At 66.9% G+C, this 10,928-nt stretch carries 13 protein-coding genes; 3 read left to right on the forward strand and 10 right to left on the reverse strand.

Annotated features, from left to right (window positions below):
- Positions 1-34 precede the first annotated feature (34 nt).
- The 4 genes from VG566_RS00100 to VG566_RS00115 all read right to left on the reverse strand — a co-directional run bounded on the left by VG566_RS00100 (position 35) and on the right by VG566_RS00115 (position 3,076).
- On the reverse strand, positions 35-1,288 hold the full coding sequence (locus tag VG566_RS00100; RefSeq protein ID WP_241883999.1) for a sensor histidine kinase: 1,254 nt from the start codon (positions 1,286-1,288) through the stop codon (positions 35-37).
- Positions 1,285-1,959, reverse strand: a complete 675-nt coding sequence (locus VG566_RS00105; RefSeq protein WP_032962486.1) for a response regulator transcription factor — start codon at positions 1,957-1,959, stop codon at positions 1,285-1,287. The genes VG566_RS00100 and VG566_RS00105 overlap by 4 nt, the downstream gene beginning before the upstream one ends.
- 104 nt (positions 1,960-2,063) lie before the next feature.
- Positions 2,064-2,594, reverse strand: a complete 531-nt coding sequence (locus tag VG566_RS00110) for a nuclear transport factor 2 family protein (RefSeq protein WP_197574572.1) — start codon at positions 2,592-2,594, stop codon at positions 2,064-2,066.
- 35 nt (positions 2,595-2,629) lie between these two features.
- Positions 2,630-3,076, reverse strand: a complete 447-nt coding sequence (locus VG566_RS00115; RefSeq protein ID WP_241883998.1) for a hypothetical protein — start codon at positions 3,074-3,076, stop codon at positions 2,630-2,632.
- 340 nt (positions 3,077-3,416) lie between these two features.
- Here VG566_RS00115 and VG566_RS00120 point away from each other — a divergent pair, with 340 nt between their 5' ends.
- Together VG566_RS00120 and VG566_RS00125 are read left to right on the forward strand one after the other, a co-directional pair.
- Positions 3,417-3,740 (forward strand): hypothetical protein, encoded by a 324-nt coding sequence (locus VG566_RS00120; RefSeq protein ID WP_136092954.1) that lies wholly within the window; start codon positions 3,417-3,419, stop codon positions 3,738-3,740.
- A 17-nt stretch (positions 3,741-3,757) separates the two neighbouring features.
- Positions 3,758-4,072, forward strand: a complete 315-nt coding sequence (locus VG566_RS00125; protein WP_241883997.1) for a hypothetical protein — start codon at positions 3,758-3,760, stop codon at positions 4,070-4,072.
- 50 nt (positions 4,073-4,122) lie between these two features.
- On the opposite strand, the gene VG566_RS00130 is transcribed toward VG566_RS00125, so the two are convergent.
- The 5 genes from VG566_RS00130 to VG566_RS00150 form a co-directional block, all read right to left on the reverse strand.
- Entirely contained in the window at positions 4,123-4,470 is a 348-nt protein-coding gene (locus tag VG566_RS00130; protein WP_041863539.1) for an RcnB family protein, read from the reverse strand.
- A gap of 133 nt (positions 4,471-4,603) precedes the next feature.
- A complete protein-coding gene (locus tag VG566_RS00135; RefSeq protein WP_241883996.1) occupies positions 4,604-6,040 on the reverse strand; it encodes an efflux transporter outer membrane subunit in 1,437 nt (478 codons plus the stop codon).
- Positions 6,037-6,921 carry a biotin/lipoyl-binding protein gene (locus tag VG566_RS00140; RefSeq protein ID WP_049407293.1) on the reverse strand — a complete coding sequence of 295 codons (885 nt, stop codon included), beginning with the start codon at positions 6,919-6,921 and terminating at the stop codon, positions 6,037-6,039. Before VG566_RS00140 ends, VG566_RS00135 begins: the two co-directional genes overlap by 4 nt.
- Before the next feature lies 1 nt (position 6,922).
- A complete protein-coding gene (locus VG566_RS00145) occupies positions 6,923-7,132 on the reverse strand; it encodes a DUF1656 domain-containing protein (protein WP_032962478.1) in 210 nt (69 codons plus the stop codon).
- A 4-nt stretch (positions 7,133-7,136) separates the two neighbouring features.
- Positions 7,137-9,107 carry an FUSC family protein gene (locus VG566_RS00150; RefSeq protein WP_241883995.1) on the reverse strand — a complete coding sequence of 657 codons (1,971 nt, stop codon included), beginning with the start codon at positions 9,105-9,107 and terminating at the stop codon, positions 7,137-7,139.
- Positions 9,108-9,177: 70 nt separating this feature from the next.
- Between VG566_RS00150 and VG566_RS00155 the strand changes: the two genes are divergently transcribed.
- Positions 9,178-9,972, forward strand: a complete 795-nt coding sequence (locus tag VG566_RS00155; protein WP_164165848.1) for an AraC family transcriptional regulator — start codon at positions 9,178-9,180, stop codon at positions 9,970-9,972.
- Between the two features lie 35 nt (positions 9,973-10,007).
- Here the strand turns inward: VG566_RS00155 and VG566_RS00160 are convergent, their stop codons facing one another.
- On the reverse strand, positions 10,008-10,829 hold the full coding sequence (locus VG566_RS00160) for an alpha/beta fold hydrolase (protein WP_241883993.1): 822 nt from the start codon (positions 10,827-10,829) through the stop codon (positions 10,008-10,010).
- Positions 10,830-10,928: the final 99 nt, after the last annotated feature.

The following is a 10,928-nucleotide window of genomic DNA, read 5'->3' on the forward strand; positions in this document are numbered from 1 at the left end:
CGGGGGAGCAGCCCGGAGCATGTGCAGCCCGATGTCAGGAATCCGTCAGATGCGGGAGGCGGGGCCAGCGCAGGGTGAACCGGCACCCCTGCCCGGAGGATTCCACGGTCATCGTCCAGCCCAGGTGCTCGACGATGCGCTGCACGATCGACAACCCCAGCCCCTCGCCGCTGTGCGCGCCACCGGGCACGAAGCGCTGGAACTGCCGTGGGTCGATGCTGGACGGCAGGCCGGGTCCGGTGTCAGCGACGATGAGTGCGGTGTCGTGGAGGGTGATCCGCACTTCGCCGCTTTCGGTGTACTGGCAGGCATTGCGCAGCAGATTCCAGATGATGCTGTGCGCCAGATCCGCGTTGGTGACCAGCACGGCGTCACGCCGGGCATCAAACGCAACGGTCACCGGCTTGCCGGAAAGCCAGGGCTGGCAGCGCTCCATGCAGGATTCGAGCAGCGGACGCAGGGCCACCGCGTTGCGCGGCACGGCGCCGGGGGCACGCGAGAGCAGCAGCAGGCAGGTCAGCTGGCGCTGCATCTCCTGGGTGGTGCGCAGGATGCGTGCCGCGCTGGGAACCAGGTGGCTGTCGGCCGGAAGCTGGCAGGCCAACGTTTCGGCAGCACCACCGATGATGGCCAAGGGCGTGCGCAGCTCGTGGCTGGCATCGCCGCTGAAGCACTGCTCGCGATGCAGGAACCGTTCGAGCTCGTCACTATGACGGGCAAAGGCGCGCGCGAGCACGCCGATCTCGTCGCGTGCGTCCTGGTACGGAAAGGGCTTGTGGCCGTCCTGTACCGCATCGGCCAATCGTGTGATGGGCGCGATGACGTGGGTAGCGACGCTGCGGCCGATCAGGAAGGCGCCGAGTACGCAGACCGAAATGACCAGTGCCGCAAAGGCATTGATCAGGTGTTCCAGATAGCCATAGGGTGCAGCGTCCTGCAGCAGGTAGTAACGTTGGCCACGACTGTCGAACACACGCAGGTGCCACTCGTTGGGCGCCTCTTCGCCGTGGTAGCCCGGGCCGTACTGGCGCAGTACGAATGGCACGTCCTGGGCATCGAACAGCTGGGTCCCTGGTGGCAGGGCGGGGCGTTGGCCACGATCCAGCGCGGCCTGCAGCCTTTGCACTTCGCCGTGCTGGGTCCGTGCGACGACAGCAGCCCGGACCTGGTCGTAGTCGACCTGTTCGGCCAGTACGATGAAGCCCATGGCACCGGCCATCAACAGCACGAACGAGATCGTGATGCGGGTGCGCAGGCTCAGGCGGCGGTAGAGGGAGGCAGGGCTCACGCCTGCATGCGCCAGCCGACGCTGTGCACCGTGGTGATCAGCGCGGTGTCGAAGCTGCGGTCCACCTGCAGGCGCAGCTCATGGATGTGGGTTCGCAGCGCGCCGCTGTCCGGTGGCTCGTCGCCCCAGACCAGGTATTCCATCTCCTGCTTGCGCACCACGGCGGGAGCTGCACGCACCAGGCACATCAGCAGCTTGTGCGACGTGGGCGTCAGCGCAATGCAGCGGCCTTGCCGCCAGGCCTGCGGCGAGCGCGTGTCCACCTGCAGGTCCTTCCACGCCAGCACGCTCTGGACCTGGCGCCCCTGTGCCCTTCGTACGAGGGCCTTGATCCGTGCATCCAGTTCCGTCAGCGAGAACGGTTTGACCAGGTAGTCATCCGCGCCCAGGGCCAGGCCCTGCACGCGGTCTTCGACCGGATCGCGTGCGGTCAGCATCAGGATCGGCACCGGGTTCTGGAACTCCTGGCGCAGCTTCTGGCACAGCGTCATGCCGTCCAGGCGCGGCAGCATCAGGTCCAGCAGGATGGCGTCGTAGTCGTGCTGCGTGGCCCGGCGCAGGCCACTGGCGCCGTCGCGCGCGTCGTCCAGCACGTAGCCGAGCGGTTCAAAGAAGGCATACAGGTTGGCAACCAGCTCGGGGTTGTCTTCGATGATCAGCAGGCGGGTCATGGCATGCGTCCTTGCGCGTGGCCGAACTCTGCCCGATCGATGGCCGAATGCCAATGCCCTTGCTGAATGGATCGCGGCCTGGGTTCGGCCCGGTCAAGCGACGTTCAATCACCCGGGCTGCGTGAATCGCGGATCGAGTAGATCACCGAGAAGATCTTCCAGCCCTGCTCGGTGCGGACCAGCTGCCACATTTCCTTGCCCCAGTTGGTCTTCACCCCATCGTCGTGGAAGCTGTAGTCAAACGAGACCGAGGCCACATCGCCGTCCGTTTCGATCCTCGTGTTGGAGAACTTCTCCTCCTTCGGCTTCGGCGAGGCCATCGCCCCGTCGATCAGCGCGATGAAGTTGTTGGCGGGAATCTGCCGTGCCTTGATCGCATCGGGCTTGGCCTTGCGGATGTCCTGCAGGCGCACATCCTCGGAAACGAACTGCCAGCCGATGTCTTCCGGTTTGTCAGAGAAGAACAGGCCCATGTAGGTCGGCTTGTCCTTGTTGATCAGCGAGGTGCGGAACGCTTCGACCACCTGTTCGATCGCCTTGACGTCGGCGGGGGCATTCTGCGTGGCGTAGGCCGGCAGCCACGCCGGGAGCAACAGGGCGAGGGCGACGAAGCGTGCACGTGCGTTGGGCATCATGGGGTCCTGGGGAGGAATAGGGTGGCGCGGGCGCATCACCGCGCGTAGGTTCGCCAGAAGAGCACGTGGTCTTCGGTCCTGTTGATGGCGACGAAGACTGATTTTCCGGATTCGGGCGCGCAGCGAAAGACGCGGTACGACGACTTGAGCGTCCCGTCGCCCGGCCACCAGTATCGATCGAACGCAACAGGATCGCTGCTACTGAATGTCGTTGCCTGGCAATCCACAGGCAGCTGCAGTGATACCGCAGGGGGTTTGGTGAAGGCCAGCGCGCTGGTGCTCGAGTCGAGGTCATGTACCTCCCGCAGGTCGGTCGCCGCTTGCGGCACCCAGCCGGGAATCCATCCCTTGTTCACCATGTCGGAATCGAGCGCCTCGCGCAGCGTGTCGAACGAACTATCCATCACCAGGCCGCAGGCGCACAGTACACTGCAGAGCGTCACGAAGATGGCGCGCCGGATCACTCCTCCAGGGCTGATCATCGTTGTCGTCCTCACCGGGGAGCATCCTGACCCGCTCTTCTGGCGCCAGACGCTTGAGCCGCTCTCGCAGTTCCAGTCGCAGGGCCGGTCGCTGGATTTGGCATGGCGCCGCCCTTGGGCCCGTACCGCTTCACGAACAGACCGTGCTCCTGCGTGATCCTGTCCTTCCGGCGCTTGCCTGCCATCGACGGGTGTCCCTGCGTTCATCCTGAATCATCGGTCGGCGCACGCTAGCACGGTTGCCGGGCGCTGCAACAGGTCCGCTTGTCGTTGAAGTTTGACGTCGAAGAGCGTCTGCGCGGATGATGCGCGGGCGCGCGGCGCAGGAGGGGATCTGTCAATGAGGACACTGATGTGGGGGCTGGTCGGGCTGTTCGTGGCGTACGTGGCCGGTTGCTCGGCGATCTCGGCGTGGCATTCCCACGCGCTTGCCTCGGTCCCGGTCGGGGCGAGCAGGGCCGAGGTACTGCGGGCGCTGGGGCACCCTGACGTGGTGGAGCACGCCGGTGCTCCCTTTACCCGCTATGCCAGCCGTGGATGCAGTGGTCGCTGTGCGCAGCGATGGTGGTATGAGAACCGGCTGCGCCTGGATACCCAAGCCTGGTCGGTAGAGCTGGATGCTTCCGATCGCGTGCTCGCAACGTCGCGCTGGACATCACCGTAGAAGACCGCAACGAGCGCATGCGTATCCATCGACCTTTCATCTTCATCGCAAGCCTGGCCCTGATGGCGTGGTGCGGGCTGATGGGCGTACTGGTGCTCATCCATGGCTTCAACGAGCACGGCCTGCGCTGCGGCAGGCTGTGCTCACTGCAGACCTCCATCCGCCTGCTCTTTGGTGATCGGGGATTCGAAATACTGGTGGCGATGGGGCTATTTGCCACAGCGCTGATGTGCGGGTATATCGCGCTGCGGGAGGGCCTGCATGGCGGGCCGCGGAGGCGGGCGGGGCACCGTGGGCGCAGACACCGCCGACCGGGGCGGCCCCGGTCGTAAGGTGTCTGCACCGATGTAAATCGCTGCGTGTGCGGACGCTGCAGGTCGCTTCAGCGATGCAGGGCGTCGATGATCAGCCCGGTGGCGATCTCCACCAGCAGGTACTCGTTATCGGACTGGCGCACCCAACGCCGGTCGCGGCCCGGTTCGCGCAGGTCATAGCGCGCGTAATCGTCTACCCAGTAGCGGCGGTCCACTTCGGCCCACGGCAGGCGCTCGCCACGTCGCCAGGCCTTCTTCTGCCAGCCCGGCGGCGGCGCTTCGCGGTTGTGCGGGCCGCCTGCGTGCGGCGGCGGGCCGTTGCCACGGGCGTGGTGCGGCGGATCGGCGAACGCGGGGGCCGCAGCGAAAGCGGTGGCGGTGGTCAAGGCGATGGCCAGCAAACGTGTTGTCTTCATGGATATGCCTCCGTCATGGCCGCAGCATGCGGCGCTGTGGCAGGAATATAGGGCAGTCAGAGTGAATGAATACGGGTGTAGGCGGTACGTTCCTGAACAGACGGCGCGGCGTGCAGTCGCTGCCCTGAACGGGTCACCGGGCACCGCGCGCGGCCGAATCCGTTGCGGCCCAGCCTCCGCCCAACGACAGGAAAAGATCCAGCTGGCGGTCGACCCGGTCCGCGCGCGATGCAGCCAATGCGGACTCCGCATCTGCCAGCGCGGCCTGGGCCGAAAGCACATCGAGGAAATCGATCCTGCCGTAACGGTACAGCTGCTGCGCCTGCCCGGCGGCCCGCGCTGCATCCCCACGCGCCTGCGCCAGGCTGCGCTCGCGTTCAAGCTCCTGCGTGCAGGCAGAAAGCGCGGTCTCGGTCTGCCGCAGAGCCTGCAGCACGACGCCGTCAAAGGACGCGAGAGCGGCATCTGCATTGGCGCCGGCCGCCGCGATGCGGGCCTTGGCTACGCGGCGGTTGGGCCAGTGCCATGACAGCACGGGACCGATGCTCGCACCGAAGCCGTCGGCCGACAGCAGATGCGCCGGTGTGCCAGCCACGCCCGAAGAGGCGCCCAAGGTGATCTGCGGATAGAGACCCGCCGTCTCTACGCCGATCATCGCCGTGGCCGCCGCAAGGCTGCGCTCGGCGGCACGTATGTCGGGGCGCCGCTGGAGCAGCTGCCAACCATCACCGACCGGCAGCGCCTGCTCCAGCTCCGGGGGGCGTGGGCAGGCTTCGGCCTCCCTGGGATAGTCCGCCGGGAGCCTGCCCATCAATGCGGCCAGTTCGAACAGTGCGGCCTGCCGTTCCGCCAGCAGGTGCGGTATCGCCGCCGCGCTGCGATTGACGGCTGCACCGGCACGGCTGACATCGAAGTCCGTTCCGCGTCCGCCTGCAGCCAGGCGTCGGGTTGCGTCCAGGGTGGCGCGCTGGACCGCCAGCACCTGCCGGGTTGCAGCGAGCGTGTGATTGCGGGTGCACACCTGGAGATAGGCACGGGTGACGGCCGCAGCGACGACCACGCGGACCTGGTCGCGTGCCGCAGCAACCGCCTCCGCGTCGGCGTTGGCGGCTTCGATGCCGCGGCGGATGCCACCTGCGAGATCCAGTGGATAGGAGAGGTGAAGGCCCAGCGCGTACGACTGCGGGGCGGCCGACGCCTGGGTGTAGCCACCGGCATGGGTGAGCGTGCCCGATGCATCCACGTCGGCCTGTACGGCACCGCGCGCGCGATACTCCAGCACGGTAGCGCTGGCGCGCCGAAGGTTGGCATCGGCGGCGCGCAGGTCGGCGTTGGCCGCCAGTGCTTCGCGCACGTAGCCGTCAAGCTGGGGGTCGCCATACAGTTGCCACCATCGATCCGGTGGCGCGTCGTGGCTGAACGATGCCTCCTTGCCCGAGACGAACGGCTGCGCCGCGCGTGTGGAGGCAGCGACGGCATTCGCAGGCAGGTGATAGTCGGGGCCGGAGACGCAGGCCGTCATCGGCAGCAGCAGGGCAAGCAGCCCACCGCGTAGTGTTCGCAGGCTCACTTGCAGGTTCCCTGTGCCGGGGGCGTGATGGTCACACTCGCAGTGCGACCGACGATCAGGCGGGTATCCGGCGGCGCATCATCGATGCGGATGCGTACCGGGATCCGCTGTGCCAGCCTCACCCAGGTATAGGTCGGCGCCACGGCCGGCAGCAGGTTGTGCGTGCTTGAGCGCTGATCGTCGGCGATGCCGGCGGCGATGCTGTCAACGTGTCCGCGGACATCGTGGGTGTCGCCCATCAGCCGGGCCACGGCGGCATCGCCTTCGGTGATGCAGCCCAGTTTGGTTTCCTCGAAGTAGCCTTCAATGCGCAGGCTGCGGGTGTCGATCAGCGCCAGCGCCTGCGCCCCTGGCTGCAGGTAGTCGCCCGCGTGCAGGTCCAGGTTGGTGACGATGCCATCGGTGGTCGCGCGCACCTCGGTGCGTTGCACATTGAGCCGGGCAACGCGCTGTTCGGCCCGCGCCTGCGCCAGGGCGGCCAGCTCGGTATCGACCTTGGCGGCATTGCGTTCGCGTGTTTCCGAGGCGACCAGGTTGCCAAGAGCGTTGTCCCGCGTCGATTCGCGGCGGGCCAGCGCCAGCGTCGCGCGTGCGCTGCTGACCGCTGCGTCGGCCTTCTCAAGCGCGGCAGCCAGGCGTGGCTGATCCAGCACCAGCAGCAGTTGTCCGGCGCTGACCCGCTGGTTGTCGTGCACCAGCACCTGGGTGACCAGCCCCCCCATGTCCGATGCAACGCGCACCACATCGGCGCGCACCCGCCCATCCCGCGTCCACGGGCGTGTTTCGTAACGCTTCCAGATGGACAGTGCGGCAACAACAGCAATCGCGAATACAACCAGCGTAGCGCTCCAGCGCCCGATGACAGCAAGCAGGTGTTTCATTTCATTTCTCGAGCAGGGGCGAGAGCCGGATCATCAGCTCCGCCAGGATCACGAACAGGGACAGGCCCACCAGTGGTCGCGCGGCGAACAAGCGGTACAGACCGAGACTGGCGAGCAGGCGCGAGGTCAGCATCGAAAGCACCAGCGCGGCGGCGGCCACGGCGAGCAGGCCGGGAATGAGCACGCCATCAATGGAAAGATCAGAAAACATGAGGTCAGTGCCGATGGGTGAGCGCGGGCGCCAGCAGGTCGCGGCGCAATCCGCAGAGCAGGTGCGACAGATGCTCACGATCATCCCCGCTGCTGGCCACTGCTGCCTCGCGCATGCGGTCGAGCAGTTCCAGAAGATGGGCGTCGACGCTGCGTGGCGCGTGGGCACGAACCCTGAAATGTGCGGCGACGCGTTCGATCAGCGCCGCATGAAGCACCCGGACCTGCGGGTTTTCCTGGCACTTGTCCAGTGCGCGGAGTTGGTTGGATGCACGTACCGCACGCACGTCCGCAAACAATGCCCGCAGGTCGTCTGCGGCACTGGAACCGCCCCGCAACCGGGGAGCGAGCAGTCCGATTCGATCCAGCATGCGGCTGAGCCAGGCCCGGGCCACGCCACCTTGTCCGGCGGCGTGTCGTGCGATATCCCGACGGATCGAACGCTCCAGCCGTGTGCGGTTGCGGCCCGCATCGGCGGTCTGGAACAGCTGCATGCTGCACAGTGCCACCGTCGTACCCACGAACAACGCAACGCTGTTGTTGAGTGCGCCGACGATGTTGACCGTATTGGTCGCGCCCAGTCCCGCGATGAGCGGAAACGTCAGCACCACGCCCAGCGCAGCCATGATGAAGGGTGGCCGGGCCAGGAACGATCCGCACAGCAGCAGCGCAGGCGCCAGCGCGGCCATCAGGCCGACGAAATCGGACAGCGCGGGGAATATCAGCAGACCGTAAAGCAGGCCGACGCCAACGCCGATCAACGACCCCACCAGATAGCGCATGACATGCGGCGCAGGCGCTTCGATCGTGCCGAACAGCACGCACGCCGTGCCGATGATGGACACCGCCGTGGCGCCGTCCGACCAGCCGGTAACGATCCACAACACGCAGCTCAGCAGGATGCCGACGAACGCGCCCAGCGCGCTGCGCAGGGCAAGCCGATGATCCCGGTGAAGTACCGCACCCTGCGCATGTCGCGCAAGGCGGGCAGGTACATGCCGGCGCCAGTCGGGCCGGGCAGTGTGCAGCTCCGCCTGCAGTACGCGGCAATCGGCGTGGGCAAGGTCGATCTCGGCCTGTTGCGCGACCAGGCTGGCCCGCAGCAGATCGCGCCAGTCTGTTGCATCCATCGCGCTGGCCTGTGGTGATCGCAGCCGGGCGATGGAATCTTCCACCGCGCTGGACAGCATCAGCACGTCCAGCATCCGGTCATGCAGGGCACGCAGGATCTGCACCTGGGCCACGCCGTGGGCGCTGTCGAAGGGCAGGTGGATCGACAGCACATGCAGCTCGAGCAGGTCGGCGGCCACTTTCGAGCGGTCCGTCGCCAGCACCGTGTCCGATGCACTGGCGCGCATGTCGCGTGTCCATCGTTCCGCATCTTCCAGCACGGCAGCAACCCGTGCGTGCACGCGCATCGAAACCCGGCGCGGCAGCACCAACCCATGTACCAGCGTGGCGGCCAGGATGCCGATGGCGATTTCCTGCACCCGCGTGATGGCAATGGTGAACACCTCTCCCGGCACCATCACCGCAGGAAAGCCGATCAGGCTGGTGGTATAGCCGGCCAGAAGGAACGCATACGCACGCGGCGTGCGGTCGAGCATCGCCAGGTACAGGCACAGCGCCATCCAGGTCGCAAGCGCGGCGCTCAGCACCAGGGGTGCATTGGCGAAACGTGGCACCAACGCGACGGTGGCGATGGCCCCGCCCACGGTACCGAGCAGGCGGAACAGGCCGCGGCTCAGTGTTGCCCCGGAAAGGGGCTGCGACACCAGATAGACCGTCCCGATCACCCAGAATGGGCGATTCAGGCCGATCCGCAGGGAGACATACAGCCCCAGCGACGCGGCGAGCAGGCATTTGAGCGAGAACAGCACGGCCTCCTGGTCGGTCCGGAGGGCAGGGCTTTTCAATCGGGCGAATGCTTGGAGCAGTTGGGGAAGGAAAGGTGTGGGGAGGTGCATGCGGCTCATGCTAGTGATCGGCCGCACTGGCGAATTTCGCTACAATGACAACCAATCGCTAAAACCGGTCAATGTGAGAATGGCTCGCATTTCGCTCCCCGGCTTTGACCTGGACCCGGACGAGACCGATCGCCCGGCGGTTGCCAGCCGCCTGCAGGTGGCCGAGCACGACGCAGAGATTCCCGTGCATGAGCACCGCAAGGGCCAGCTCATTCTTGCGCTGCATGGCGCGGTGACCTGCGAAGTGGCCAATGCGTTGTGGATCGTGCCGCCCCAGTGTGGCGTCTGGATTCCGGGTGGCATGCCGCACAGCAATCGCGCCACCGCCAACGCGCGCCTGTGCTACCTGTTCGTCGAGCCCGGCGTCGTCGACCTGCCGGCGCAGTGCGTGACGCTGGCGATCTCGCCGATGCTGCGCGAGATGATCCTGCACCTGGCCGACGCGCCGCTGGACTACCCGCATGGCAGCCACACCGACCGGTTGGCGCGGGTGCTGCTGGACGAACTGGTGCAGATGCCGGCCGAGCATCTGTCGCTGCCGGTCAGCCATCACCCGAAGGTGCGGGCGTTGGCGGCGGCGCTGTCGGCGGATCCGGCAGACCGCAGCACCATCGGCCAGTGGGCCTTGCGCCTGGCCCTGGGCGAGCGTACGTTGACCCGCCTCATCGAACGGGAAACGGGCTTGTCCTTCGGGCGCTGGCGGCAGCAGCTGCACCTGCTCATCGCCATTCGTGAACTCGCCGCGGGCGCACCGGTACAACGCGTTTCCGAGACGCTGGGCTATGAGTCGGTGACGGCCTTCATCACGATGTTCAAGAAGGCGCTTGGCCTTTCCCCAGCGCGGTACTTCGCGGTGCGCCTGCGCGGGCAGTAGCGGGGAACAACGGGCGAAGCCGTTGCCTGGAACGGCTACTTCGAGGTGCCGGAGACCGATTGAATCGCGGCCACCACCGCAGCAGGGTCCTCGCGCTGGAGGGTGTGGCCGGTCGCCAGGTAGCGGTGCGAGCCACGCGTGAAGCCCGAGAAGAGCAGGGCGTGCTGCGCCTTCCAGAGGGCCTTGCCCGCTGCGGTTTCTTCGAAGAACAGCGGTTCGGCAGCCAGCTGGGTTGCAGTCAGCAGCTCAACCGGTACGTCCGGCATCGTGCGCGGGGTCTCCGCACCGGGTGCATCCAGCTGTTCGGTCAACACGGCGTAGTCGGCGGCCATGGCTGGCGGCAGCATCGCCCGCAGCTGGGCATCATCTGCCTGCACGCGGGCACTGTCGGCCTGCTTGAACGCATGGCGCTGACCCATCGTGGCCGGGTCCACCAGCACCAGGCCCTGCAGGCGCTCCGGATGGCGGCGTGCAAACTCCGTGGCCAGCAGGCCGCCATAGGAGTGACCCACCAGCACAACGCGGCGACCGGGAGCGAGCGTATCGATCACGGCCGTGAGGTCGGCCAGATGCGCATCGATGCGCTTGGGGTGACCGTCGCTGCCGGACTTGCCGAGCCCTGCGCGGGCGTAGGTGATGCTGTGGTAATCGCGCCCCAGACCCGCAACCACCTCCTTCCAGGCACCCGCACCCTGCCCGAAGCCGGATTCAAAGACCACGGTGATCGGGCCGGCCCCGGTCTCTTCGGCCTGCAGCGCGTAGGCGCCGCGATCCACCTGGATTTCCCCTGCGTGCGCGGCGCCCACTGCGGCCATCATCGCGGCCAGCGCCCACAACGTCACTCGGCTGCTCTTCATTGCCATTTCCCCTAGGCCGTGACGCGTGCCGGCCCTTCCGATGGGTCAGGTCTGCAGCGGAGTGCCGTAGCCTGCCGACCTCGCGACAGGTCGTGCTGG

Source organism: Stenotrophomonas sp. CASM114 (assembly GCF_049384325.1).
GTDB classification, from domain to species: domain Bacteria; phylum Pseudomonadota; class Gammaproteobacteria; order Xanthomonadales; family Xanthomonadaceae; genus Stenotrophomonas; species Stenotrophomonas muris.